The sequence below is a fragment of the Streptomyces sp. NPDC002467 genome (assembly GCF_042889825.1).
In the GTDB taxonomy this organism is placed as follows: domain Bacteria; phylum Actinomycetota; class Actinomycetes; order Streptomycetales; family Streptomycetaceae; genus Streptomyces.
Map to the genome: position 1 here is coordinate 176,668 of NZ_JBIARJ010000001.1, position 23,625 is coordinate 200,292.

General features: G+C 71.8%; 23 protein-coding genes and 1 tRNA gene. 13 read left to right on the top strand and 11 right to left on the bottom strand.

Annotated elements, in window-relative coordinates:
• Positions 1-80 precede the first annotated feature (80 nt).
• Entirely contained in the window at positions 81-896 is an 816-nt protein-coding gene (locus ACFYYJ_RS00820) for a nucleotidyltransferase (protein WP_389127543.1), read from the top strand.
• On the opposite strand, the gene ACFYYJ_RS00825 is transcribed toward ACFYYJ_RS00820, so the two are convergent.
• The 4 genes from ACFYYJ_RS00825 to ACFYYJ_RS00840 form a co-directional block, all read right to left on the bottom strand.
• On the bottom strand, positions 893-1,741 hold the full coding sequence (locus ACFYYJ_RS00825) for an MBL fold metallo-hydrolase (RefSeq protein ID WP_385126364.1): 849 nt from the start codon (positions 1,739-1,741) through the stop codon (positions 893-895). The two genes, ACFYYJ_RS00820 and ACFYYJ_RS00825, sit on opposite strands and share 4 nt — an antisense overlap.
• Entirely contained in the window at positions 1,738-2,694 is a 957-nt protein-coding gene (locus ACFYYJ_RS00830; protein WP_385126363.1) for an NUDIX hydrolase, read from the bottom strand. The genes ACFYYJ_RS00825 and ACFYYJ_RS00830 overlap by 4 nt, the downstream gene beginning before the upstream one ends.
• A 209-nt stretch (positions 2,695-2,903) precedes the next feature.
• Positions 2,904-3,374: a RidA family protein gene (locus ACFYYJ_RS00835; protein ID WP_385126362.1), complete on the bottom strand. Its 471-nt coding sequence runs from the start codon at positions 3,372-3,374 to the stop codon at positions 2,904-2,906.
• The gene (locus ACFYYJ_RS00840; RefSeq protein ID WP_007264966.1) at positions 3,371-3,532 is read right to left on the bottom strand and encodes a DUF4177 domain-containing protein; all 162 of its coding nucleotides are present in this window, start codon (positions 3,530-3,532) and stop codon (positions 3,371-3,373) included. Before ACFYYJ_RS00840 ends, ACFYYJ_RS00835 begins: the two co-directional genes overlap by 4 nt.
• Before the next feature lie 53 nt (positions 3,533-3,585).
• Between ACFYYJ_RS00840 and ACFYYJ_RS00845 the strand changes: the two genes are divergently transcribed.
• A complete protein-coding gene (locus tag ACFYYJ_RS00845; protein ID WP_385126361.1) occupies positions 3,586-4,569 on the top strand; it encodes an ArsA family ATPase in 984 nt (327 codons plus the stop codon).
• A complete protein-coding gene (locus tag ACFYYJ_RS00850; RefSeq protein ID WP_385126359.1) occupies positions 4,566-5,855 on the top strand; it encodes an ArsA family ATPase in 1,290 nt (429 codons plus the stop codon). Before ACFYYJ_RS00845 ends, ACFYYJ_RS00850 begins: the two co-directional genes overlap by 4 nt.
• Before the next feature lie 29 nt (positions 5,856-5,884).
• On the opposite strand, the gene ACFYYJ_RS00855 is transcribed toward ACFYYJ_RS00850, so the two are convergent.
• Entirely contained in the window at positions 5,885-6,235 is a 351-nt protein-coding gene (locus tag ACFYYJ_RS00855) for a WhiB family transcriptional regulator (RefSeq protein WP_030648100.1), read from the bottom strand.
• A 397-nt stretch (positions 6,236-6,632) separates the two neighbouring features.
• Between ACFYYJ_RS00855 and ACFYYJ_RS00860 the strand changes: the two genes are divergently transcribed.
• On the top strand, positions 6,633-8,894 hold the full coding sequence (locus ACFYYJ_RS00860) for a transglycosylase domain-containing protein (protein WP_385365007.1): 2,262 nt from the start codon (positions 6,633-6,635) through the stop codon (positions 8,892-8,894).
• A gap of 84 nt (positions 8,895-8,978) precedes the next feature.
• Here ACFYYJ_RS00860 and ACFYYJ_RS00865 read toward each other — a convergent pair whose 3' ends face one another.
• A complete protein-coding gene (locus ACFYYJ_RS00865) occupies positions 8,979-9,440 on the bottom strand; it encodes a GatB/YqeY domain-containing protein (RefSeq protein ID WP_384596514.1) in 462 nt (153 codons plus the stop codon).
• 67 nt (positions 9,441-9,507) lie between these two features.
• On the opposite strand from ACFYYJ_RS00865, the gene ACFYYJ_RS00870 reads away from it, so the two are divergent.
• From ACFYYJ_RS00870 to ACFYYJ_RS00880, 3 genes are all read left to right on the top strand, one after another.
• Entirely contained in the window at positions 9,508-10,446 is a 939-nt protein-coding gene (locus ACFYYJ_RS00870; protein ID WP_385367000.1) for a metallophosphoesterase, read from the top strand.
• A gap of 34 nt (positions 10,447-10,480) precedes the next feature.
• Positions 10,481-11,188, top strand: a complete 708-nt coding sequence (locus tag ACFYYJ_RS00875) for a Pr6Pr family membrane protein (protein ID WP_385126355.1) — start codon at positions 10,481-10,483, stop codon at positions 11,186-11,188.
• 39 nt (positions 11,189-11,227) lie between these two features.
• Positions 11,228-11,301 (top strand) — tRNA-Pro (locus ACFYYJ_RS00880).
• 136 nt (positions 11,302-11,437) lie between these two features.
• Here the strand turns inward: ACFYYJ_RS00880 and ACFYYJ_RS00885 are convergent.
• Both ACFYYJ_RS00885 and ACFYYJ_RS00890 read right to left on the bottom strand, forming a co-directional pair.
• Positions 11,438-13,009 carry a M4 family metallopeptidase gene (locus ACFYYJ_RS00885; RefSeq protein ID WP_389128042.1) on the bottom strand — a complete coding sequence of 524 codons (1,572 nt, stop codon included), beginning with the start codon at positions 13,007-13,009 and terminating at the stop codon, positions 11,438-11,440.
• 212 nt (positions 13,010-13,221) lie between these two features.
• Entirely contained in the window at positions 13,222-14,262 is a 1,041-nt protein-coding gene (locus tag ACFYYJ_RS00890; RefSeq protein ID WP_389127548.1) for a M4 family metallopeptidase, read from the bottom strand.
• Positions 14,263-14,436: 174 nt separating this feature from the next.
• Here ACFYYJ_RS00890 and ACFYYJ_RS00895 point away from each other — a divergent pair, with 174 nt between their 5' ends.
• From ACFYYJ_RS00895 to ACFYYJ_RS00910, 4 genes are read left to right on the top strand one after another with little or no spacing between them, the layout of a single operon-like run.
• Entirely contained in the window at positions 14,437-15,132 is a 696-nt protein-coding gene (locus ACFYYJ_RS00895) for an RNA polymerase sigma factor (RefSeq protein WP_385126351.1), read from the top strand.
• Positions 15,129-15,989, top strand: a complete 861-nt coding sequence (locus ACFYYJ_RS00900; protein WP_389127550.1) for a hypothetical protein — start codon at positions 15,129-15,131, stop codon at positions 15,987-15,989. Before ACFYYJ_RS00895 ends, ACFYYJ_RS00900 begins: the two co-directional genes overlap by 4 nt.
• Before the next feature lie 15 nt (positions 15,990-16,004).
• Complete coding sequence (locus ACFYYJ_RS00905; RefSeq protein WP_389127552.1) at positions 16,005-16,532, top strand: hypothetical protein; 528 nt, start codon at positions 16,005-16,007, stop codon at positions 16,530-16,532.
• 42 nt (positions 16,533-16,574) lie between these two features.
• Positions 16,575-18,722: a bifunctional polysaccharide deacetylase/glycosyltransferase family 2 protein gene (locus tag ACFYYJ_RS00910; RefSeq protein WP_389127554.1), complete on the top strand. Its 2,148-nt coding sequence runs from the start codon at positions 16,575-16,577 to the stop codon at positions 18,720-18,722.
• Here the strand turns inward: ACFYYJ_RS00910 and ACFYYJ_RS00915 are convergent.
• The 3 genes from ACFYYJ_RS00915 to ACFYYJ_RS00925 form a co-directional block, all read right to left on the bottom strand.
• The gene (locus ACFYYJ_RS00915; protein WP_385364464.1) at positions 18,719-19,222 is read right to left on the bottom strand and encodes a DUF5956 family protein; all 504 of its coding nucleotides are present in this window, start codon (positions 19,220-19,222) and stop codon (positions 18,719-18,721) included. The two genes, ACFYYJ_RS00910 and ACFYYJ_RS00915, sit on opposite strands and share 4 nt — an antisense overlap.
• A gap of 93 nt (positions 19,223-19,315) precedes the next feature.
• Entirely contained in the window at positions 19,316-20,617 is a 1,302-nt protein-coding gene (gene codA / locus ACFYYJ_RS00920; protein ID WP_389127556.1) for a cytosine deaminase, read from the bottom strand.
• A gap of 28 nt (positions 20,618-20,645) precedes the next feature.
• Positions 20,646-20,813, bottom strand: a complete 168-nt coding sequence (locus ACFYYJ_RS00925; RefSeq protein WP_385126342.1) for a hypothetical protein — start codon at positions 20,811-20,813, stop codon at positions 20,646-20,648.
• Between the two features lie 87 nt (positions 20,814-20,900).
• Between ACFYYJ_RS00925 and ACFYYJ_RS00930 the strand changes: the two genes are divergently transcribed.
• Positions 20,901-22,706, top strand: a complete 1,806-nt coding sequence (locus ACFYYJ_RS00930) for a prolyl oligopeptidase family serine peptidase (RefSeq protein ID WP_389127558.1) — start codon at positions 20,901-20,903, stop codon at positions 22,704-22,706.
• A 107-nt stretch (positions 22,707-22,813) separates the two neighbouring features.
• The gene (locus ACFYYJ_RS00935; protein ID WP_385364461.1) at positions 22,814-23,614 is read left to right on the top strand and encodes an SURF1 family protein; all 801 of its coding nucleotides are present in this window, start codon (positions 22,814-22,816) and stop codon (positions 23,612-23,614) included.
• The last annotated feature ends 11 nt before the right edge of the window (positions 23,615-23,625 follow it).

Consider the following 23,625-nt stretch of genomic DNA (forward strand, 5'->3'; position numbering starts at 1 on the left):
CCCTTCGTGCGTCGAGACGCGGCGCCGTCGCCGGGGCTCCGCTCCGGGCCCCCCGACGGGGGGACGTGCACAGTGGCCGTATGGAGCGCAGAGGCGTGGACGCGTACGGCTTCTTCGAGCGCGAGGGGTCGCTCGGACAGGTGCAGGACGGGTTCAGGGACGTCGTCGCGGCCGCCCGCGAGCGCATCACCGAGGCGTACGGGCGCCGGCTGCACAGCGCCTACCTGTTCGGGTCCCTGCCGCGCGGGACGGCCCGCCCCGGGCGCTCGGGCCTCGACCTGCTGCTCGTCCTGCACCACGAGCCCGCGCACGAGGACCGCGACACCACCGAGGTGCTGGCCCGCGGTCTCGACGAGGACTTCGCGGAGATCGACGGGGTCTACGTCCTGCTCCACGGCAAGGACCGGGTGCTCGACGAGGCGGAACGATTCGACCTCGGCTGGTTCCTCGCCTGCCTGTGCACCCCGCTTCTCGGCGCGGACCTGGCCGAGCACCTGCCGCGCTACCGGCCGGACGGCCTGCTCGCCCGCGAGACCAACGGCGACCTGGCCGAGCTGCTGCCCGACTGGCGCGCCAGGACCCGGGCCGCGTCCACCCCACAGGAGTACCGGAAGCTGAGCCGGTCCTTCGCACGGCGTCTCGTACGCACCGGATTCACCCTGGTCATGCCCCGATGGGGCGGCTGGACCAGCGATCTCGCCGAGTCCGCGGAGATCTTCGGCCTGTACTACCCCGAGCGCGCGGCGCAGATGCGGGCCGCGGCCGCCGTGGCACTGGATCCGGTCGACGACCCGGCGGTGCCGCGCTCGTACGTCGAGGACCTCGGGCCGTGGCTCGCGGACGAGTACGCGGCCCGGCACGGCACCAAGAGCCCCCGAGGGCCCTTGGAGACCTAGAGCTCCGGGCCGCCGGGGATCAGGCCGTGCTCCTGGAGGTACTCCAACTGCGCCCGGACCGACCATTCCGCCGCCGGCCACAGGGAGCGGTCCACGTCCGCGTAGACGTGGCGGACCACGGCGTCGGGGGTGACGAAGCCGTTCTCGACCGCGGTCTCGACCTGCGCGAGCCGGTGCGCCCGGTGGGCCAGGTAGAACTCGACGGCGCCCTGCGCGTCCTCCAGCACCGGCCCGTGACCCGGCAGGACGGTGTGCACGCCGTCGTCGACGGTGAGCGAGCGCAGACGGCGCAGCGAGTCCAGGTAGTCACCCAGACGGCCGTCGGGATGGGCGACGACCGTCGTGCCTCGGCCGAGGACCGTGTCGCCGGTCAGCACCGCCCGGTCGGCCGGCAGGTGGAAGCAGAGCGAATCGCTGGTGTGCCCGGGGGTCGGGACCACGCGCAGCTCCAGCCCGCCGGTGCGGATCACGTCCCCGGCCGCGAGGCCCTCGTCGCCGAGGCGCAGCGCCGGGTCCAGCGCGCGGACCTTGGTGCCGGTGAGCTCGGCGAAGCGGCCGGCGCCCTCGGCGTGGTCGGGGTGGCCGTGCGTGAGCAGGGTGAGGGCGATCCGCTTGCCCGCCTGCTCGGCGGCGGCCATGACGGCGCGCAGGTGCCCGTCGTCCAGTGGGCCCGGGTCGATGACCACGGCCAGGTCGGAGTCGGGCTCGGACAGCAGCCAGGTGTTGGTGCCGTCCAGGGTCATCGCGGAGGCGTTGGGGGCCAGGACGTTCACGGCACGGGCGGTCGCGGGCCCGGAGGAGACCACTCCGCGAGGCTGTCCGGGCAGCGCGCCGGCGGCGGTCATCCGGTGCTCCCGGGGCGGTCGGCGGGGCGATCGGCGGGACCGTCCGCGGGTCGGTCGGCGGGACCGAGGCCGACGCGCTTGGTGAACTCGTCGTGGCCCGGCCAGCTCAGGACCAGCTCGCCGTCCTCCATCGAGGCCCGCGCCAGCACCGGGCCGAGGTCCTTGCCGCCGGCCGCCGCGAGGGCGTCCGCGGCGCTCCCGTACGGCTCCAGGGAGCGCAGGGTGGAGATGGTGGGCGGCATCATCAGCAGCTCGCCCTTGTCGTATCCGGCGGCCGCGTCGGCCGGGCGGATCCAGACGGTCCGGTCGGCCTCGGTGGAGGCGTTGCGGGTGCGCTGGCCCTCCGGGAGGGCGGCGACGAAGAACCAGGTGTCGTAGCGGCGCTGCTCGAACTCCGGGGTGATCCAGCGCGCCCACGCCCCGAGCAGGTCGGAGCGGAGCCGCAGGCCACGGCGGTCGAGGAACTCGGCGAAGGACAGCTCCCGCGCCACGAGGGCCTCGCGGTCGGCCTCCCAGTCGTCGCCGGTGGTGTCGCCGACGACGGTGTCCTCGCTCAACCCGGCGAGCAGGACGCCGGCCTCCTCGAAGGTCTCCCGTACGGCTCCGCAGACGATGGCCTGGGCGGTACGGGTGTCCGTGCCGAGCCGCTCGGCCCATTCGGCCCGGCTGGGCCCGGCCCAGCCGACCTGGTGCTCCTCGTCGCGGGGGTCGACCCCGCCGCCGGGATAGGCGTACGCGCCTCCGGCGAAGGCCATGGAGGCCCGCCTGCGCAGCATGTGCACGGTGGGACCGGCGGGGGTGTCGCGCAGCAGCATGACGGTGGCGGCGCGCTTCGGTTCCACCGGGACGAGCAAACCGTCCGCGAGCGCGCGGATGCGGTCGGGCCACTCAGGGGGGTACCACTGGCCTCCGGCGGGGGGCGGGGTGGGCTGCGCCTGCTGCTGATTCGGCATGGCGGGATGCTACGACCATCCGGCCCGATGTTCGAGGGCCTCCGGGGCTCCACCCCGTACCCCGCTCCTCAAACGCCGGAGGGGCTTGATTTCGCTGCCGTCATTCGACCGGTGCCGGTCACTGCACGGCGCTCCGCGCCCGCGCCTCAAACGCCGGCGAGGCTGGATCTTCCAGCCTCGCCGGAGCGGAGGGCCCTCCCCGGAGGGGGTCAGGCTCCGGGGACCAGTTCGACCTGGATCTCGACCTCGACCGGCGCGTCCAGCGGCAGGACCGCCACACCGACGGCGCTGCGGGCGTGCACGCCCTTCTCGCCGAGGACGGCGCCCAGCAGCTCGCTCGCACCGTTCAGCACGCCCGGCTGGGCGGTGAAGTCGGGGGCCGAGGCGACGAAGCCGACGACCTTCACGACGCGCGCGATCTTGTCGAGGTCACCGATGACCGACTTGACGGCGGCCAGTGCGTTCAGCGCGCACGTGGCGGCGAGCTCCTTGGCCTGCTCCGCCGAGACCTCGGCGCCGACCTTGCCGGTGATCGGCATGCTGCCCTTGACCATCGGGAGCTGGCCCGCGGTGAAGACGTACGCGCCCGACCGGACGGCCGGCTGGTACGCGGCCAGCGGCGGGACGACCTCGGGGAGGGTGAGGCCGAGCTCGGCCAGCCTGGCTTCTACGGCGCTCATGCCTTCTCCCGCTTGAGGTAGGCCACGAGCTGCTCGGGGTTGTTCGGCCCGGGCACGACCTGGACGAGCTCCCAGCCGTCCTCGCCCCAGGTGTCCAGGATCTGCTTGGTGGCGTGGACCAGCAGCGGGACCGTCGCGTATTCGAACTTCTTGGTCATGGGAGCGAGGGTAGTGCCTGCGGTCCGGGGCGAAGGAATTAGGCTCGGACGCTGTGAGCAGGCTCCAGGTGGTCAGCGGCAAGGGCGGCACCGGCAAGACCACGGTCGCCGCGGCACTCGCGCTCGCCCTCGCACGCGAGGGCAAGCGGACTCTTCTCGTGGAGGTCGAGGGCAGGCAGGGCATCGCACAGCTCTTCGGGACGGAGGCGCTCCCCTACGAGGAGCGCAAGATCGCGGTGGCGCCCGGCGGCAGCGGCGAGGTCTTCGCCCTCGCCATCGACGCCGAACGGGCACTGCTGGACTACCTCCAGATGTTCTACAAGCTCGGCTCGGCCGGCCGCGCGCTCAAGAAGCTCGGCGCCATCGACTTCGCCACGACCATCGCCCCCGGGCTGCGCGACGTGCTCCTGACGGGCAAGGCCTGCGAGGCGGTGCGGCGCAAGGACCGGGCCGGCCGGTTCGTCTACGACCACGTGGTCATGGACGCGCCGCCGACCGGGCGGATCACCCGCTTCCTGAACGTCAACGACGAGGTGGCGGGCCTGGCCCGGTTCGGGCCCATCCACAACCAGGCGCAGGCCGTCATGAAGGTGCTCAAGTCCCCCGAGACGGCCGTCCACCTGGTCACCCTGCTGGAGGAGATGCCCGTCCAGGAGACCGCGGACGGGATCGAGGAACTGCGCGCGGCCGGGCTCCCCGTCGGGCGCGTCGTCGTGAACATGGTGCGCCCGCACCATCTGGACGAGGACACCCTGCGCTCCGCCGCCGAGGACCATCGCGCCGGGGTCGCCCGGGCGCTGTCCCGCGCGGGGCTCGGCGGCGCGCGCCGCGGCGGGCTCGCCGAGCGGCTGGTGGAGCCGCTGCTCACGCAGGCCGCCGAGCACGCGAGCCGGGTGGAGCTGGAGCGCGAGCAGCGCGTCGTACTGGGGGACCTGGGCATGCCGACGTACGAACTCCCGCTGCTCGGCGCGGGGATGGACCTGGCGGGGCTGTACGAGCTGGCCAAGGAACTGCGCAAGCAGTCGGTGGGCGAATGAGCGAGGGGGTGGACACGGTGGCGCTGGACTCTCCGCCGCGACTGGAGGTCGACGGACTGCTCGACGACCGGGGGACGCGGATCATCGTGTGCTGCGGCGCGGGCGGGGTCGGCAAGACCACGACGGCCGCGGCGCTCGGCGTACGGGCGGCCGAGCGCGGGCGGAAGGCGGTCGTGCTGACCATCGACCCGGCGCGGCGGCTCGCGCAGTCGATGGGGATCGACTCGCTGGACAACACCCCGCGCGAGGTCGGCGGCGTGGGCGCCGACGGCGGCGGGCTGCACGCCATGATGCTGGACATGAAGCGGACCTTCGACGAGATCGTCGAGGCGCACGCGGACGGCGAGCGGGCCCGGGCCATCCTCGCCAATCCCTTCTACCAGTCCCTGTCGGCCGGCTTCGCGGGCACGCAGGAGTACATGGCGATGGAGAAGCTGGGGCAGCTGCGGGCCCGGGACGACTGGGACCTGATCATCGTGGACACCCCGCCGAGCCGGTCGGCGCTGGACTTCCTCGACGCGCCGAAGCGCCTCGGGTCCTTCCTGGACGGGAAGTTCATCCGGGTGCTGATGGCGCCGGCGAAGGTGGGCGGCCGGGCGGGGATGAAGTTCCTCAACGTCGGCATGTCGATCATGACGGGCACCCTGAGCAAGCTGATGGGCGCCTCGCTGCTGAAGGACGTGCAGACCTTCGTGGCCGCCATGGACACGATGTTCGGCGGCTTCCGGACCCGCGCGGACGCGACCTTCCGGCTGTTGCAGGCTCCCGGTACGGCCTTCCTCGTGGTCGCCGCGCCCGAACCGGACGCCCTGCGCGAGGCCGCGTACTTCGTGGAGCGGCTGGCCGCGGAGAAGATGCCGCTGGCCGGTCTCGTCCTGAACCGGGTGCACGGCAGTGGTGCCGACCAGCTGTCCGCGGAACGGGCGTTGGCCGCCGCGGAGAATCTTGAAGACGGCGGCATTGTCGATCAGGAGTCCGGGAAAGCTGGACTTCGTGACCCGGCCGACGACGGCTCCCCCGAAACCGACAACGGCGATCCGACCCACGTGTCCCACCCGTCCGACGGTTCGGCCGTCGTGGACGGCATCACCGCAGGACTGCTGCGCCTGCACGCGGAGAGGATGCAGGTGATCGCGCGTGAGCAGCGCACACGCGATCGCTTCACCTCACTGCACCCCGAAGTGGCGGTGGCCGAAGTGGCCGCCCTGCCCGGCGATGTGCACGACCTCGCCGGGCTGCGGGCCATCGGAGAGCGACTCGCGGCCGGGGTACCGGCCGGAGCGTAGGCGTTCGTACGACGTGGTGGCCGTGTGGTCTACCCGGCTGCCGCGTACGTCTCGTACGGAACGTCGATCTCCGCGTCTGCATCCATGGTGAGGATGCCCGTGCTGCGCTCGTACTCCGTGCGGGCGGTTTCGAGCAGCCGTCGCCACGAGGTGACGGTGGGACGCCGGCGCAGCAGCGCACGTCGTTCCCGCTCGGTCATTCCGCCCCACACGCCGAATTCGACGCGATTGTCGAGCGCATCGGCCAGGCACTCGGTCCGCACCGGACATCCGGTACACACCGCCTTGGCCCTGTTCTGTGCCGCTCCTTGAACGAACAGTTCATCCGGATCGGTAGTGCGGCAGGCTGCCTGCGCACTCCAGTCGGTAACCCAGCCCATCCCGGCGCCGTCCTCTCCCGAATCGAGGCTCCCCCACGGCGGTAGCGGCATATTCACCGCTGCCAGTTGAGGACGTTACGGAAGGCGAGCACAGTGCAACACCCCCGACGGGCCCAATCTTGAATGGTCCGAACGGACTATGGGTAAGCGGCAGATCACCCGACGGAGTGATCCGGCGACATGCCCGACCATTCCGGCGATTCGGATGAAATCGGCGGGGCATCGCGAAGGCGCAGTCACGGTAGGGAGCGGGATTCGGACATGAGTCCACCCCATTCGGGAAGGGTGAAAATCAAGCCGAGGGGTTGATGTCCCGCCGGACTGCTGTGACAGTTGGGGTCAGCTTAGGCCAAGGCATTCGCGTGTGTCCGGCGAATCAGAACGTAGGCTGCCCCCCATGGGAAAGAAGCGCTCGGGCGGCGGGCTCACGGGGAGCCAGCAGGCCGCCAAGTTCCTCGGTGTGTCCGTCCTCTCCGGAGTTGTGCTGGCCGGCATGGCGATTCCGGCGGCGGGGGCCCTGGGGCTCGCGGCCAAGGGCACGGTAGAGGGATTCGACGAGATCCCGGCCAATCTCAAGACGCCGCCGCTGAGCCAGCGGACCACGATCCTGGACGCCGAAGGTGGCTTGATCGCCACCGTCTATTCGCGCGACCGGCAGGTCGTCCCGCTCACGGCGATCTCCCCGTACATGCAGAAGGCGATCGTCGCCATCGAGGACTCGCGTTTCTACGAGCACGGTGCGATCGACCTCAAGGGCATCCTGCGCGCGGTCAACCGCAACGCCCAGGAGGGCGGCGCGGCACAGGGCGCCTCGACGCTCACCCAGCAGTACGTGAAGAACGTGTTCGTCGAAGAGGCCGGCGACGACGAGACCAAGGTGCGCGAGGCGCAGGAGAAGAGCCTCGGGCGCAAGATCCGCGAGCTGAAGTACTCGATCCAGGTCGAGGAGGAACTCGGGAAGAAGAAGATCCTCGAGAACTACCTCAACATCACCTTCTTCGGCCAGCAGGCCTACGGCATCGAATCCGCGGCCCAGCGCTACTTCAGCAAGCCGGCCAAGGACCTGACCCTGGAGGAGTCCGCGCTGCTCGCGGGCGTCGTCCAGTCGCCGAGCCGGTTCGACCCCGTGAACGACGTGACCGAGGCGACCAAGCGCCGCAACCTCGTCCTCCAGCGGATGGCCGACATCAAGGACATCTCCCAGGCGGAGGCGGACGCGGCGAAGGCGAAGCCGGTCGCGCTGAAGGTGACCAGGCCGAAGAACGGCTGCATCACCGCGGCCAAGGGCGCCGGGTTCTTCTGCGACTACGTGAAGAGCTTCTTCCTCGACAACGCCGCCTTCGGGAAGACCCGCGAAGAGCGCGCGAAGGTCTGGAACCAGGGCGGCCTGACGGTCCGTACGACCCTCGACCCGCAGTCGCAGGACTCGGTCAACGAGTCCATCAAGGACCACGTGGACCAGGACGACAAGGTCGCGACGGCCGTCACCCTCGTCCAGCCCGGCACCGGGCGCGTCCTCGCCATGGGACAGTCCAAGCCGTACGGCTTCGCCAAGAACGAGACCACGATCAACTTCTCGGTGGACAAGAAGATGAGCGGCTCGAACTTCGGCTTCCCGACCGGTTCGACCTTCAAGGCCATCGTCGCGGCGGCCGCCATAGAGCGTGGGGTGGCGCCGACCAAGACGTACCAGTCCCCGTACGACATGTACTACCCGAGCCCGGTGCAGACCTGCGGTGACAAGCCCTGGGTCAACACCAACAAGGAGCGGGTGGAGAACGAGAGCGAGTCCGAGGTCGGCCCGTACGGGATGAAGGAGGCGATGGCCAAGTCGGTCAACACCTACTTCGTGGAGATGATCTCCGAGGTCGGCGTGTGCCCCGTCACCGACATGGCCACCAAGATGGGCGTGGTCCCGGCCAACGGCGCCAAGCTCCCCGAGGTCCCGTCCATCGCGCTCGGCACCGAGGGCATGTCCCCGCTGACCATGGCCAACGCGTACGCCACCTTCGCCAACCGGGGCGTGTACTGCACCCCGGTCGCCATCGAGTCGATCACCGACGCGCACGGCAAGGCGCTGACGGTCCCCAAGTCCAAGTGCGACCGCGCGATGAGCGAGAGGACCGCCGACACCATCAACTCGCTGCTGCTCGGCGTGGTCGACTCCGGTACCGGCCAGCAGGCGGGTCTGACCGACCGGCAGAGCGCGGGCAAGACCGGTACCACCGAGAACCGCTACAACGCCTGGTTCGTCGGCTACACCCCGAACATGTCCGGCGCGACATGGGTCGGCTCCGGCGGCACCAAGCAGGTGTCGATGGAGAACATCACCATCGGCGGCCAGTACTACGACAAGGTCTTCGGCGGTGGCCTGCCCGGCCCGATCTGGAAGCAGGCGGTCTCGGGCGCTCTCTCCGGCCGTGAGGCCCAGAGCTTCGTCTCGGTCAACATCCCCGACACGTCGAGCCCCGTGGTCGGCGGCAGCAAGCCCAGCACGGGCAAGCCGAACAGGCCGGGCAAGCCCGGCCGCGGCGACAACAAGCCCGGCGAGGGACAGCCGGGCGGGGCGACGGCCGCCGGAGCCGGCGGCGGCCCGGGCGGCACCGACCCGCTGGGCGGGATCACGCTCCCGCCGGGCGTCATCGGCGGCCGCGACTAGGCGGCGCGCGACAGTACGGAAAAGGGGAGGGCCCCCGCCGGATCCGGAGTCGGATGCGGCGGGGGCCCTCCCCTTTTCGTACGACTAGGACAGGTGCTTCTTCACGGCGGCGGCGACACGCCCGCCCTCCGCGAGACCCGCGACCTTCGGGTTCACGATCTTCATGACGGCGCCCATGGCGCGCGGCCCCTCGGCGCCCGCGGCCTTGGCCTCCTCGACGGCCTGCGCCACGATCGCGTCGAGCTCGTCGTCACCCAGCTGCTTGGGCAGGTAGGTGTCGAGGAACTCGCCCTCCGCGGTCTCGCGCGCGGCCTGCTCGGCCCGGCCGCCCTGCGCGAAGGCCTCGGCGGCCTCGCGGCGCTTCTTCGCCTCCTTGGCGATCACCTTGAGGACTTCCTCGTCGGAGAGCACACGGGCTTCCTTGCCCGCGACCTCCTGGTTGGTGATGGCGGAGAGGGTCAGTCGCAGGGTGGACGAGTGCAGCTCGTTCCGCTCCCTGATGGCGGTCGTGAGGTCTTCCTGGAGCTTGGCCTTGAGCGTGGTCATGCAATGAGTCTGCCAGGTACGGGGGCGGTGGCGCCCACCCGTTTTCCGCGTCTGCGACGATGGCCCCATGCGTGCGCGTTACGGAGTACCCCTGAAGGCGGCTGCCGGAATCGCTGCGGTCGGGGCCGCGGGTGTGGCCTACGCCGCCGGTTTCGAGGCGCGGTCGTTCCGCCTGCGCCGGGTGACGGTCCCGGTCCTCCCGCAGGGGATGCGCCCACTGCGCATACTGCAGGTCTCGGACATCCACATGGTCCGCGGGCAGCGCAAGAAGCGCGCCTGGCTGCAGTCGCTGGCCGGGTTGCGCCCGGACTTCGTCGTGAACACCGGCGACAACCTCTCCGACACCGAGGGCATCCCCGAGGTGCTCGACGCCCTCGGTCCGCTGATGTCCTTCCCCGGCGTGTACGTCTTCGGGTCGAACGACTACTACGGGCCCCGGCTGCGCAATCCCGGGCGCTACCTGATCGAGAAGGCCCAGGGCCGGCACGGGCTGAACGGCAACAAGCCGGTCGTCGGCGCCGTCCACAACCCGTGGGAGGAGATGCGGGACGCCTTCGACGCGGCCGGGTGGATGAACCTCACCAACACCCGGGCTCGGCTGAAGCTGGACGGCATGGAGCTGGCCTTCACCGGTCTGGACGACCCGCACATCAAGCGCGACCGGTACGAGCGGGTCGCGGGCGGCCCGGAAACCGACGCCGACTTCTCGGTCGCCGTGGTGCACGCCCCCTACCTGCGCGTCCTCGAAGCCTTCACGGCCGACCGCTACCCGCTGATCCTCGCCGGCCACACGCACGGCGGGCAGCTGTGCATCCCGTTCTACGGGGCGCTGGTCACCAACTGCGATCTGGACACCAAGCGGGTGAAGGGCCTGTCCACCTACGACGCGGACGGGCAGCGCTCGTACCTGCACGTCTCGGCGGGCTGCGGCACCAACCGGTTCACCCCCGTGCGCTTCGCGTGCCCGCCGGAGGCGACACTGCTGACGCTCACCCCCAAGGCGTAAGGGTTCCTCACCCCTCCCCCGGTACGTTGATGCGATGACCTCACCGACGTACGTCGTCCAGGCGGTCTTCCGCGCCCTGATCGCCGCCGCGGCCGTGGTGGGGGTCGCCATCGAGCTCACGCACGGCAGCGTCCCCGTCGTCCTGAGCTTCTTCACCATCTGGACGAACATCGCGGTCGCGGTCGTCTTCTCGCTCTCGGCCGTCCGCGCCTGGCGGCGCCGCCCGGACGTCGCCCCCCTCCACCGGGGCGGCGTCCTGCTCTTCATCCTGATCACCGGGCTGGTCTTCCACCTGGTCCTCGCGAACGCGTCGAGCCCCTTCAACGTGCTGGCGGAGCTGAACGAGCTGACCGGGGCGAAGGCCGTCGCCAACCAGCTCCTGCACACGGTCACCCCCGCCGGCGCGGTCCTGGACTTCCTCCTCCTCACCGCCCCGGGCACCCTGCGCCCGCGCCACGCCCTCCAGTGGTTGGCGTACCCGCTCGCGTACGTGACCTTCGCGCTGATCCGCGGCGCCCTACTGGCCCCCGGCGCGAAGGCCCGGTACACGTACCCCTTCATCGACGTGGCCCAGTACGGCTACGCCCGCGTGGCCCTGAACGCGCTGGTCCTGGGCCTCTTGTTCTACGCCCTCGGCCTCGCCCTGGTCGCGGCGGACCGCTACCGGCCGGGGTCCCCGCTCGCCCCGCGCCCGGCCGATGAAAACCGGATTTCGTCTCAGGCCGCGGGTCCGCTAAAGTAATCGATGTCGCCAGGACAGCACACGCTGCAAGGCGGCGATCGGGGTGTAGCGCAGCTTGGCAGCGCGCTTCGTTCGGGACGAAGAGGTCGTGGGTTCAAATCCCGCCACCCCGACAGAGTAAGACCAGGTCAGGGGCCTGATCCGCGAAAGTGGATCAGGCCCCTGATTGGCGTTTCCGGTCTTGATCGACGACCCCCGCGCCCGGGGCGGAGTCGCCGCCGGGCGCGGGGGTCGTCGTGGGTCAGGGCGTCACTTGACGTTGACGGCCTTCCAGGCCGCCGCCACCTGCTGGTATTCGGTGCCGGTCGTGCCGTAGAGGTCGGCCGTCGCCTGGAGGGTCGCCGTGCGGGCGCCCGCGTAGTTGGTGGTCGACGTCATGTAGGTCGACAGCGCCTTGTACCAGATCTTGTAGGCCTTGGTCCGCCCGATGCCGGTGACGGTGGAGCCGTCGTAGGTCGGGGAGTTGTAGGACACGCCGTTGATCGTCTTCGCCCCGCTGCCCTCGGAGAGCAGGTAGAAGAAGTGGTTGGCGACGCCCGAGGAGTTGTGGACGTCGAGCCGGCCGACGGTCTTCGACCAGTAGTCGGCGGAGGCGCCGTCCTTGCTGGGCTTGTCCATGTAGCGCAGCGGGGTGCCGTTGCCGCGGATGTCGATCTTCTCGCCGATGAGGTAGTCGCCGATGTCGGAGGGGTTGTTCGCGAAGAACTCCACCGAGGTGCCGAAGATGTCGCTGGTGGCCTCGTTGAGGCCGCCGGACTCGCGGCTGTAGTTCAGCTTGGCGGTGGCGGCGGTCAGGCCGTGGCTCATCTCGTGGCCGGCGACGTCCAGCGAGGTCAGCGGCTTGGAGTTGCCCGCGCCGTCGCCGTACGTCATGCAGAAGCAGTTGTCGTCCCAGAAGGCGTTGACGTACGCGTTGCCGTAGTGGACGCGGGAGTACGCGGCCTTGCCGTCGCCGGCGATGCCGTTGCGGCCGAGCTCCGACTTGTAGAAGTCCCAGGTCACGGCCGCGCCGTACTGGGCGTCGACGGCGGCGGTCTGACGGTTGGACGGGGTGCCGTCGCCCCACTTGTCGTCGGCGTCCGTGAAGAGGCTGCCGGTGCCGGAGGTGCCGCCGTTCAGGTCGTACGTCTTGTGGCCGCCGCGGGCCGAGTCGGTCAGGTCGTACGACGAGCCGTTCTGGGTGGTGCCGATGGTCACCGTGCCGGAGTAGGCGCTGGTGCCGGTGCCGCTGTCGATGGCCTCGTACGCCCAGAGCTCGGCGCCCGTGGCGGCGTCGGTGATGACGTGGCGCTCGCTCGGGGTGCCGTCGGGCTGGGTGCCCTTGATCACGGCCTCGTAGGCGAAGACGGGGGTGCCGGTCGCGGCCCAGACCACCTGGCGGGCACCGGCGGGCGCGGCCTTCAGGGAGCGGGCGGCGGCGGGGGCTATTCGGGCCTCGGTGCTCTTGGTGGTCTTGCGGCTGCCGTCCTTCTTCTGGTGGACGACCAGGTCGCCGCCGAGGACGGGCAGGCCGGCGTAGGTGCGCTCGTAGCGGGTGTGGACCGTGCCGTCCGCGTCCTTGACCACGTCGCGGGCGACGAGGCGCTCCTCGTCGGTGAGGCCGATGGCGCGCGCGGTGCCGGCCGCTTCGCCCTGCGCGGCCGAGATCGCCTGGGCGCGTGCGGAGTCGGACTGCGTGAGGGCGGTGGCTCCGGCCTCGCGCTCGGCGGCGGCGTTGGCGGGGCCGCTCTGGACGGCGAGCGCGACCATCGCCGCGGACCCTACGAGGGCGGCGGTGCGCAGCACGCGGGTCCGGTTGTTGGAGGTGGGGGTAGAGGACATGTGGTGGGTCACTCGTTCTCCTTCGTTGCCGTGGGGGCGGCTGCGACATTGCCAGGAAGGGACGAGGGATTGACAGGTATGCAACAAGAATTTGACCTGTTGTTGTCCGTTGAGAGGACTCCGACGTCCGCTCAACGGTCAAAAACGGAACATTCCGCTTGGCCCCGGGGCCGGTTGGACCCCGGGGCCGAGTGCGCGATGGTGAGCGACCGTCAGACTCCGGGAATCTGGCGCGCCTTGAACGCCGCGCGGACCGAATCCGCCGCGCCCTTGCCGTACATGCGCTCGGCCGTGGCGACCGTCTTCAGGGCCGCGTCCGTGAAGCTCGTGTCCGGCGCGAAGCCGAACTGGGCGTTCACGATGATCCGGTCGGCGGTTCGGGCCCCGAGCGCGCCCCTGATGTCGAAGAGCGCGCGCGACCAGATCTCGCCGTCCGCGTGGACCTCGCCCACCCGGTCCGCGTAGACCTTGGAGCCGTCGATCCGGCGCAGGCAGTGCGGGGCGTCGCTGTAGGGGACCGAGTCCCAGTCGGCGACGCACGCCAGGTCCGTCTTGCGGGGCCAGCCGTAGCGGGCGTCCGCGTTGGCGCCGACCTCGACGGCCAGGTAGTCGCCGAAGGCCTCGCCGATCGCGCCGGCCTCCGGGGAGCCGCCGAAGCCGGGGACCTGGGCCTCGTGGACGGCGTGGCCGTACTCGTGCACGATCACCTCGGCGTCCTCGGCGTCGTCGACGCCGCCCTTGCCGAAGCGGATCTCGTCCTTCTTGTCCGTGAAGAAGGAGTTGTCCGCTCCGTACTGGTTGATACGGACCGGCTGCGCGCGGTCGTTGGCCCCGGGAAGCTCCGAGCCGAAGCCCAGCCCCTGGAGGTACTCCTGCGCCTCGTTGACCCAGAAGTAGGCCATGACCTGCTCGAACTGGTCGTCGTGGCGGTCGTACGAGGCCGCGTCCGCGACCTTCGCGGACGCGCCGGTCTCCGACCTGACGCGGACCCACTTGCCCGAGAGCCCGCCGCTCGCGTCGAGGTTGCGCAGGGCTGTCGTGACGTAAGCGGAAGCGGGCACCGCGGTGGCGAAGTCCTTGGCGTCGGCGAGCGTCTGGTCGCCGGAGGACTGGACGGGGTTCACCATGAAGACGCGGCCCTGGGGGAGGGATGCGTCCTGGACGGACGCGGACGCCGAGGCGGGTGCGGCCAGGGCGAGCGCCACGGTGGCGGTGGCCGCGGCGATCAGGCCGCTGGGTATACGGCGAGGCATGAACATCCTCCTGTTGAGGGCGTGATGTGCCGGAAGAACGTGCGTGGCGTGGTGCGGACGTGATCCTTGCTCAAGCGGGCGGGATTTGGCCAGGGCCCGGCACCGTGCTTCCTCGCGCGAACATCAGGTGATATCCGGCCCTTCGGATGAACTGCCGGATTCATCTGACGCATCATGTCCCGCGTGCACAGTGCGGAGGAGTTCGGCGGAGCCGACAACGAGGCAGGACGCCCGGGAGACATGTCCCGGGAGGTCAGAGCGGCTCAACAGGGGGACGAGGCGGCCTTCCGGGCACTCTTCCGGCAGGTGCAGCCGGGGCTGCTGCGCTATCTGACCGTGCTGGTCGGGGAGGAGGCCGAGGACGCCGCCTCCGAGACCTGGTTGCAGGTCGCCCGTGACCTGGGGACGTTCCACGGGGACTTCGACGGGTTCCGCGGCTGGGTGACCGCGATCGCCCGCAACCGGGCGCTCGACCTGCTGCGTCGGCGGAAGCGGCGTCCCGTGGCCGATCTGCCCGTCGAGTACCTGCTCGACCGGCGGGCCCCCGAGGACACCGAGTCGAGCGCGCTGGCCGGCGTCGCCACCGACGACGCGCTCGCGCTCATAGCCCGGCTGCCCCGCGACCAGGGCGAGGCCGTGCTGCTGCGCGTGGTCATGGACCTGGATGCGGAGAGCGCGGCGCGGGTGCTCGGCAAGCGCGCCGGGGCGGTGCGCACGGCCGCGCATCGGGGCCTTCGCAAGCTGGCCGGCCTGCTCGAACAGCGGAAACAGCGGGAAGCGGAACCGGGCGGCGCTCAGCAGCCGCTCGAAGGCGGTTTCGCCCCAGGAGTGACACCGACGACGTCTCCGACGCTGAAGGATGCGAGATGAGCACCAACCGATCCCGCCGGATCGACCGCGACACGGCCGAGCGACTGCTCGCCGGCGCGGGGGCCGGCGCCGCACCCGGTCACGCCGCCCTCGCCGAACTGCTCGCCGCCGTATCCGCTCCCGCCACGTCCGCTCCCGTGGGCGGCGGTGAACTGCCCGGCGAGCAGGCCGCCATGGCGGCGTTCCGCTCTGCCCGTCTCACACCCGTTTCATCCCATGCGGTGGCTTCTGTCGCCCGCCGCAAGCGGAGGATGCGCACCCCCGCGATGCTCGTGGGCGCCGTGGCGGCGGCCACCCTCGGCGGTGTCGCCGTCGCCGCCGGAACGGGCCATCTGCCCGCCGCCCTGGGCGGCAAGCCCGTGAGCAGCGCCCCCGCTCCGATCACCTCCAAGCCCGTCCCCAAGCGCGCGGAGCCGACCGCGGGGACGCTCGCCGACGCGGCGGAGGCGCTGCCCGCCGATCTCGCCGAGCTCTGCCGTGCCTACGCCGCGGACAGCGCGCCCAGCCTGCGCAAGCCCGCCGATTTGCTGGCCGAGCGCCGGTTCGCCCCGCTGGTCGCCGCGGCCGGAGGGCCCGCCGCCGTCGCGGGGTACTGCGCGCCGGCCCTGGGCGGCGGCCAGGCGGGGACGCCCGACGAATCCCCGGAACCGCAACCCACGGACGGGAAGCGCGGCTCCTCCCCGAAGCCCGAGAAGAGCGACAGGGGCGGCAAGGGCGGCAAGCCGGAAGCGACCAAGCGGCCCGAGGACCCGGTGCCGGCCCACACCACCGGCCCCCGCCCGAGCGACAAGCCGGACGCCTCCCCGACGCAGCCCCAGCACCGCAACGACGACCCGGCCAACGGCCACACCCCGTAGAGGCAGACCCCACCGATGCGACCACAGCCGGGTTACACGGACCACGACACGCTGGAGCTTCCACGGATCACCGTGGGCTCCCCGAACGCGGCGGAGCCGGCCGAGGCGAGCCCCGTCTTCGTGGACTCCTCGGGCCGTCGCCAGCGCAGGGTCCGCCGGCTGGGGTGGCTGCTCGTCGTGCCCGCGGTCGCGTACGTGGTCCTCGTACTCAGCTCGTTGTTCGGCGGGCCGGCGCTCCGCTCGCCGTTCCTGCCCGCCCCCCGCGGTGTGGACGCCGCCCCGAGCAAGGCGCCCGCCGCCGAGCCCCAACCGTCCGCCTCCGCCGCACCGCGCCGCTCGGCCACCCCGGCCGCGGCCGCCTCCCAGGTCCCCGCGCCCCCGACCCCCGACAAACCCGCGCCCGGGAACGGATCCGGTACCGCCCCCACCACGAGACCCACCACGGCCCCGACCGGGCCCGCGCCGATCCCCGGCTCGAACGGCCACGGCAGGCCGACGGCCCCGCCGGGTCAGGGCGGCGGCAAGCCCACCGCCAAGCCGTAGCCCCCGCCGGATCCCCTACCCCAGCCAGGAAGCACCCCTCCCGTGTCGAACAACCGGCGCCGCCGCCTCCCCCGCGGGCGGCACAGCACGGTGCGCAACGTCCCCCTGCGCACCCACTGGCTGCTGCTGACCGCCCTCGTCCTCACCCTCTCGGCGGCCCTGCTGCTCCAGGGCTATGCCCAGCACATGTTCGACAGCACCCCCGACGGGGCGGCCCGCGAGACCGGTTCGTCGGCGGCCGTGCCGGAGCAGATCCGCTCCGGCGGCCCGGTCGTCGAGGGCGCCGCCGGGCGCGTGGCCGGTCCCGGGCCCCGCACGATCGCCCTGACCTTCGACGACGGCCCCGACCCCGTCTGGACCCCGAGGATCCTGGACGTGCTGCGCCGCAACCAGGTGCACGCGACCTTCTTCACCGTCGGCACCCAGGTGTCCGCCCATCCGGAGTTGGCCCGGCGGATCGTCGACGAGGGCCACCAGATCGGCGTCCACACCTTCACCCACACCGACCTCGGCGCGGCCTCCGCGTGGCGGCGCTCGCTGGAGCTGCGCGAGAGCCAGCTCGCCATCGCCGGAGCCGCCGGCGTCACCACCCCCTTGCTGCGGCCTCCGTACTCCTCCACCAACGAGGCGCTGACCGACGCCGACTGGGAGACCGTCGTGCAGGCCGGGCAGAAGGGCTACCTCACCGTCCTCACCACACAGGACAGCGAGGACTGGCGCCGCCCGGGCATCGAGAAGATCATCGCCAACTCCACTCCCAAGGGAACCGACGGCCAGATCCTCCTGATGCACGACGCGGGCGGCGACCGCTCGCAGACCGTCGCGGCACTGGAACAGCTCTTGCCCGACCTCAAGAAGTCGGGCTTCCGCTTCACCACGGTGAGCGAATCCGTCGGCCTCCCCTCCCCCGTGAAGCCCGCCTCGACCGCCGACGAATGGCAGGGAATGGCGCTGATCAACGCATTGCGCGCCAGCGGCTGGGTGCTCGACCTGCTCGGCTGGCTGCTGTGGGCGGCCGGCGCCATCAGCGTGCTGCGGGCGATCGCCGTGTTCGTCGCCGCGCGCCGTCATGTCCGTATGCGGCGCAGGCCGTGGGGCAGGCCGGTCACCGAGCCGGTCAGCGTCATCGTCCCCGCCTACAACGAGAGCGCCGGCATCGAGGCGGCCGTCCGCTCGCTGCTCGCCCAGGACCACCAGGTGGAGGTCATCGTCGTGGACGACGGCTCCACCGACGGCACCGCCGACATCGTCGAGGCCCTGAACCTGCGGGGCGTGAGGGTCATCCGTCAACAGAACGCCGGTAAGCCCGCCGCGCTCAACACCGGCATAGCCGCCGCCTCGTGCAACCTGGTCGTCATGGTGGACGGCGACACCGTCTTCGAGCCGGACGCCGTCCGCATGATCGTCCAGCCCTTCGCCAACCGCCGGGTCGGGGCCGTCTCCGGCAACGCGAAGGTGGTCAACCGGGGCGGCCTGCTCGGACGCTGGCAGCACATCGAGTACGTCGTCGGCTTCAACCTCGACCGGCGCCTCTTCGACCTCGCCGAATGCATGCCCACCGTGCCCGGCGCGGTCGGCGCGTTCCGCCGCGAGGCCCTGCTGCGCGTCGGCGGGCTCAGCGACATCACCCTCGCCGAGGACACCGACCTCACGATGGCGCTGTGCCGGGACGGCTGGCGGGTGGTGTACGAGGAGCGGGCCATCGCCTGGACCGAGGCTCCCGCCACGCTCGGCGCCCTGTGGAAGCAGCGCTACCGCTGGTGCTACGGCACCCTGCAGGCCATGTGGAAGCACCGTGACGCCCTCACCCAGCGCGGGCAGGCCGGGAAGCTGGGCCGGCGCGGGCTGCTCTACCTGCTGATGTTCCAGGTGCTGCTACCGCTGCTCGCGCCCGTCGTGGACGTCTTCGCCGTCTTCGGCCTGGTCTTCCTCGACCCGGTCCGCATCGTCGGCCTGTGGTGCGCCTTCCTGCTGCTCCAGACCCTGATGGCCCTGTACGCCTTCCGCCTCGACGGAGAACGGCCCGGGCCGCTGTGGAGCCTGCCGCTCCAGCAGTTCGTCTACCGCCAGCTGATGTACCTGGTCGTCATCCAGTCGGTGTTCACCGCGGTCGCGGGATCACGTCTGCACTGGCAGCGGATGGAGCGCTACGGGAGCCTCCAGGTCCCTGCGAACCAGTCCGCTCCCTAGGCGAGGGCTTCCAGTTCCGCCCGTACCAGGGTCATGAACTCCGGCGAGGCGGTCCGGGCGTCCACCCCGCGTTCGGCGGCCAGTGCGTCGAGCCGACCGAGGAGTTCGTCGAGGGTGCCGAAGGGGCCGACCGGGCGCAGCAGCCAGAGCCGGCCGCCGGGTCGGGGCGGCAGGCCGAGGGCGGCCACGGCCGCGTCGGTCTCGGCGTCGAGTTCGTGCAGGTCGGCCTCGGGGAGCGGAGCGGCCTCGACGCCGGTGATGTGGCCGTGGCCGTCCAGGGAGGTCTCCACCGCCCAGTGCGTGGACCGGTCGGGGATCCAGGTCCGGGCGGCCGGGGGCCACACGTACGGGAGGAACACCCAGCGCAGTTCCTCCGGCGCGGGCTCCCAGCCGAGCACCTCCAGCTCCCGCATCTCGGGGAGCCGGTCCGGGTCCAGTTCGCTGCGGCCGGTGCGGCGCAGTGCGAGCGGGTGCGGCGTTCCGTCCTCGTCCCACGACATGCGGGCACGCTATCCGACGCGGTCCGTCGGGTCGGCCATGCCGCGCCCCGCCGCGCCGCCCGCGACGTACGCGACGTACGCGGTCGCGGGGCGTCAGCGTGGGCGGCGGCTGAAGTCGACCTCCGACGGGGGTTCTCCCGGCCAGTTGAGACGGGTGGGCGCGGGCGGGGTCTCGGCGAGGACGGTGCCGCGCGAGACCACGTACCGGGGGCGGACCTGGCGGCGTACCGCTTCCTCGGGGGAGGGGGCCGGGAGCAGGACGAAGGAGGCGGGGGCTCCGGCGGTGATGCCGTACTCGGCCTCCGACAGGCCCAGTACGCGGGCCGCACGGTCCGTCACCATCGAGAAGGCGACCGGGACTTCATCCGCCCCGGTGAGCTGGGCGGCGTACAGGCCGACGAGGGCGGTCTGGAGCGGGTTGGCGGTGCCGAGCGCGTTCCACGGGTCCATGACGTCGTCGTGGCCGAAGGCCACGTTGACCCCGGCCGCCAGCATCTCCTTGACCTGGGTGAGGCCGCGACGCTTGGGGTAGGCGTCGAAGCGGCCCTGGAGATTGAGGTTGGCGAAGGGGTTGGAGACCAGGTTGATGCCGGAACGGGCCAGCAGGCGCTGGAGTTTGAAGCTGTAGGCGCCGCTGTAGGAGCCCATGGCCGTGGTGTGGGAGGCGGTGGCGCGTTCTCGCAGGCCCGAACGCAGCGCGAGGGTGGCCAGCACCTCCACGAACCGGGACTGCTCGTCGTCGATCTCGTCGCAGTGCGCGTCCACGCGCAGCCCGTGCTCCTCGGCGATGGCGAACGCCGTCCGCAGGGAGGCCACGCCGTCCTCGCGGGTGTCCTCGAAGTGCGGGATCGCGCCGACCACGTCCGCGCCGCGTGAGACCGCCTCGCGCAGCAGGGCCTCGCCGTCCGGGAAGGAGACGATGCCCTCCTGCGGGAACGCCACGATCTGCAGGGTCATGAGGTCACGGACCCGGTCGCGCACTTCGAGCAGCGCGTCGAGCGCGGTGAGGGAGGGGTCGGTGATGTCGCAGTGGGTGCGTACGTGGAGCACGCCGTTGGCCGCCTGCCAGCGCAGCACCTCTGTGGCCCGCGCGATCACGTCCTCACGGGTCAGGTTCTGCTTGCGCTCGCTCCAGCGGGCGATGCCCTCCCAGAGGGTGCCGGAGGCGTTGGGGCGGGGTTCGCCTGCCGTCAGGGCGGTGTCGAGGTGGATGTGCGGCTCGACGAAGGGGGCGGAGAGGAGGCAGCCGCGGGCCTCGACGAGGATGCCCGTGGCGGGCGGTTCCTTCTGGTCGTCGTACGGAACCACCCGCGCGATGCGGCCGTCCTCCCCGACCTCGACGTCGGACAGGCCATCTGTGTGCAGCAGCCGGGCGCCCCGGACGATCATCCGCATGGCGCCAGCCTAGGACCGTCCTGCGGATTCAGCCCCGCTTGGCGTTGGCCTTCTGCTGCATGCCGCGCGTCTTCGCGGCGGATGACTGGATGTCCCGGTTCGCGGCCTTGGCCCGGGCCTCCGCCGCCGTGTTCTTCGCGATGGCCCGCTCGGAATCCTGGTGGCTGTGGTGCCCGGTGTGGGCCTTCTTCGCCATGATCGTTCCTCCTTGGGGTGCGAGTTCCACTGTGCGCCCGTATGGAGCAGTCGGCATCCCGGGGCCCGCGGCGGCCACAATGGGCGCATGACCAGCGACAGCGAGATCACCCCCGAGATGCCCGACTGGGAGAAGCGTTTCCGGGCGCCGCGCGTCGGCCTGCCCGACTGGGCGGAGGACGCCCCGGACCGATCGCTCTTCGTCTCCAACGCGACCGGAACCTTCGAGCTCTACGCCTGGGACCGCGCCACCGGCGCACAGCGGCAGGCCACCGACCGCCCCAACGGCACCACCGACGGCACCCTCTCCCCCGACGGCGAGTGGATCTGGTGGTTCTCCGACACGGACGGCGACGAGTTCGGCACCTGGGTGCGCCAGCCCTTCGCGGGCGGCTCCGACGAGCCCGCCACGCCCGGCCTGGAGCCCTCCTACCCGGCCGGGCTGGCCATCGGCCGCGACGGGACGGCGGTCGTCGGCCGCTCCACCGACGAGGACGGCTCGACCGTCCACGTGGTCCGCGCGGACGGCACCGAGCCCGTCGTGATCTACCGGCACCGCGAGTCGGCGGGCGTCGGCGACCTCTCCTACGACGGGACGCTCGTCGCCGTCGAGCACACCGAGCACGGTGACGCCATGCACTCCGCGCTGCGCGTGCTCACCCTCGACGGCGCCACCGTCGCCGAGCTGGACGACTCGCGGGGCGGGACCGAGGAGCTGGGCCTGGAGGTGCTCGGCTTCGCGCCGATCGCGGGCGACACCCGGCTGCTCGTGGGCCACCAGCGGCGCGGCCGCTGGGAGCCGATGGTGTGGGACGTGGCGACCGGCGCCGAGGAGGAGCTGGCGATCGACCTGCCCGGCGACGTGAGCGCCGAGTGGTACCCGGACGGCTCCGCGCTGCTGGTCGAGCACGGCTTCGAGGCGCGCAGCGAGCTGTGGCGCTACGACCTGGCCGCGCGGGAGCTCGTACGCGTGGACACGCCCGCGGGGACGGTGTCGGGCGCGACGGCGCGGCCCGACGGGACGGTGGAGTACCTGTGGTCCTCGGCCGCGGAGCCCTCGTCTGTGAAGTCCACCGCGGGCGGGGTCGTCCTGGACCCGCCCGGCTTCCGGCCGCCCGGCTCGGTGCCGGTGGAGGACGCGTGGGTGGAGGGCCCGGGCGGGCGGATCCACTCGCTCGTGCAGCGGCCGGTCGGCCACGGTGAGGGCCCCTTCCCGACGGTGTTCGAGATCCACGGCGGACCGACCTGGCACGACAGCGACGCCTTCGCGGCGACCCCGGCGGCCTGGCTGGACCACGGCTTCGCGGTGGTCCGGGTCAACTACCGGGGCTCGACGGGCTACGGCCGGGAGTGGACGGACGCCCTCAAGCACCGGGTCGGCCTGATCGAGCTGGAGGACATCGCGGCGGTCCGGGAGTGGGCCGTGTCCTCGGGCCTCGCGGACCCGGCGCGGCTGGTGCTGTCGGGCGGCTCCTGGGGCGGGTACCTGACGCTGCTGGGGCTGGGCATGCAGCCGGACGTCTGGGCGGTGGGCCTGGCCGCGGTGCCGGTCGCGGACTACGTGACGGCGTACCACGACGAGATGGAGGCGCTGAAGGCGCTGGACCGCACCCTCTTCGGGGGCACGCCGGAGGAGGTCCCGGACCGCTTCGAGGCCTCCTCGCCGCTGACGTACGTGGACTCGGTGAAGGCGCCCGTGCACATCGCGGCGGGCGTGAACGACCCGCGCTGCCCGATCCGGCAGATCGACAACTACGTCGACCGCCTGGCGGCACGCGGTGCGGTCCACGAGGTGTACCGCTACGACGCGGGACACGGCTCGCTGGTGGTGGAGGAGCGGATCAAGCAGGTCCGGATGGACCTGGAATTCGCACTGAAGCACCTGCCGCGCTAGGCCGTCCCGTTCGGATCCTGCGGGCGGCGCGGGCCAGGCAAGATCCGGAAGGGACGGCCCAGGGGCCCGCCCGGGAGTCTCCGGTGCTCCCCCCGTACCGTGGTGGGGTGCACCGGTTTCTCCTGACCCCGCGTTGGTGGGGGATCAACGTCTTCGTCGCGCTCGCCGTCCCCTTCTGCCTGTTCATGGGGTCCTGGCAGCTCGGCCGCTTCGAGGACCGCGTCGACAGCCACCGGGAGGCGAGCGCCGAGCGGCCCGCGGACCGGGTGGCCGCGCCGCTGGATTCGCTGCTCCCGGTGGACACGAACACCTCCGGACGCCTCGCGTCCGCCTCCGGGACGTACGGGGAGCAGCTGCTGGTCCCCGAGCGGCTGCTCGGCGGCGAGTCCGGCTTCTACGTGCTGACCCTGCTGAAGACCGACTCCGGCAAGGCCGTCCCGGTGGTCCGGGGCTGGCTGCCGGGGGCGGCGGACCCGGCGAAGGCGCCGGCCGCGCCGACGGGCCGGGTCGAGGTGACCGGGGCGTTGCAGGCCTCGGAGAGCTCCAGCAGCAAGGGCGTGCACGCGGCGGGCGGGCTGCCGGCCGGGCAGTTGGGCGTGATCGGTGCGGCCTCGCTGGTCAACATCGTCCCGTACGACCTGTACGACGCGTGGCTGACGGTGCAGACGCCTGTGGACGGCATGCTTCCGGTGCCGGCGCAGGCGCCGGTCAACACCGGGCTCGACCTGAAGGCCTTCCAGAACCTCGGCTACACCGGCGAGTGGTTCGTCTTCGTCGCCTTCGTGCTGTTCATGTGGGTACGGCTGTACAGGCGCGAGGTGGAGACCCTGCGGGACGCCGAGGCGGGGCTGCTGCCCGAGGCCCCGCCGGCCGAGGCGGGGGCGGCTGCCGGGGCCGAGCGGGGCTGAGCGGTATCGCC

Excerpts from the sequence above, each read along its gene's own strand:
- ACFYYJ_RS00840 (WP_007264966.1), bottom strand. The coding sequence starts at position 3,532 with ATGACCAAGAAGTTCGAATACGCGACGGTCCCGCTGCTGGTCCACGCC.
- ACFYYJ_RS00860 (WP_385365007.1), top strand. The coding sequence starts at position 6,633 with ATGGGAAAGAAGCGCTCGGGCGGCGGGCTCACGGGGAGCCAGCAGGCC.
- ACFYYJ_RS00850 (WP_385126359.1), top strand. The coding sequence starts at position 4,566 with ATGAGCGAGGGGGTGGACACGGTGGCGCTGGACTCTCCGCCGCGACTG.
- ACFYYJ_RS00855 (WP_030648100.1), bottom strand. The coding sequence starts at position 6,235 with ATGGGCTGGGTTACCGACTGGAGTGCGCAGGCAGCCTGCCGCACTACC.
- ACFYYJ_RS00905 (WP_389127552.1), top strand. The coding sequence starts at position 16,005 with ATGCGACCACAGCCGGGTTACACGGACCACGACACGCTGGAGCTTCCA.
- ACFYYJ_RS00890 (WP_389127548.1), bottom strand. The coding sequence starts at position 14,262 with ATGCCTCGCCGTATACCCAGCGGCCTGATCGCCGCGGCCACCGCCACC.
- ACFYYJ_RS00930 (WP_389127558.1), top strand. The coding sequence starts at position 20,901 with ATGACCAGCGACAGCGAGATCACCCCCGAGATGCCCGACTGGGAGAAG.
- codA (WP_389127556.1), bottom strand. The coding sequence starts at position 20,617 with ATGCGGATGATCGTCCGGGGCGCCCGGCTGCTGCACACAGATGGCCTG.
- ACFYYJ_RS00820 (WP_389127543.1), top strand. The coding sequence starts at position 81 with ATGGAGCGCAGAGGCGTGGACGCGTACGGCTTCTTCGAGCGCGAGGGG.
- ACFYYJ_RS00925 (WP_385126342.1), bottom strand. The coding sequence starts at position 20,813 with ATGGCGAAGAAGGCCCACACCGGGCACCACAGCCACCAGGATTCCGAG.
- ACFYYJ_RS00870 (WP_385367000.1), top strand. The coding sequence starts at position 9,508 with ATGCGTGCGCGTTACGGAGTACCCCTGAAGGCGGCTGCCGGAATCGCT.
- ACFYYJ_RS00900 (WP_389127550.1), top strand. The coding sequence starts at position 15,129 with ATGAGCACCAACCGATCCCGCCGGATCGACCGCGACACGGCCGAGCGA.
- ACFYYJ_RS00835 (WP_385126362.1), bottom strand. The coding sequence starts at position 3,374 with ATGAGCGCCGTAGAAGCCAGGCTGGCCGAGCTCGGCCTCACCCTCCCC.
- ACFYYJ_RS00825 (WP_385126364.1), bottom strand. The coding sequence starts at position 1,741 with ATGACCGCCGCCGGCGCGCTGCCCGGACAGCCTCGCGGAGTGGTCTCC.
- ACFYYJ_RS00865 (WP_384596514.1), bottom strand. The coding sequence starts at position 9,440 with ATGACCACGCTCAAGGCCAAGCTCCAGGAAGACCTCACGACCGCCATC.
- ACFYYJ_RS00915 (WP_385364464.1), bottom strand. The coding sequence starts at position 19,222 with ATGTCGTGGGACGAGGACGGAACGCCGCACCCGCTCGCACTGCGCCGC.
- ACFYYJ_RS00875 (WP_385126355.1), top strand. The coding sequence starts at position 10,481 with ATGACCTCACCGACGTACGTCGTCCAGGCGGTCTTCCGCGCCCTGATC.
- ACFYYJ_RS00830 (WP_385126363.1), bottom strand. The coding sequence starts at position 2,694 with ATGCCGAATCAGCAGCAGGCGCAGCCCACCCCGCCCCCCGCCGGAGGC.
- ACFYYJ_RS00895 (WP_385126351.1), top strand. The coding sequence starts at position 14,437 with ATGTCCCGCGTGCACAGTGCGGAGGAGTTCGGCGGAGCCGACAACGAG.
- ACFYYJ_RS00885 (WP_389128042.1), bottom strand. The coding sequence starts at position 13,009 with ATGTCCTCTACCCCCACCTCCAACAACCGGACCCGCGTGCTGCGCACC.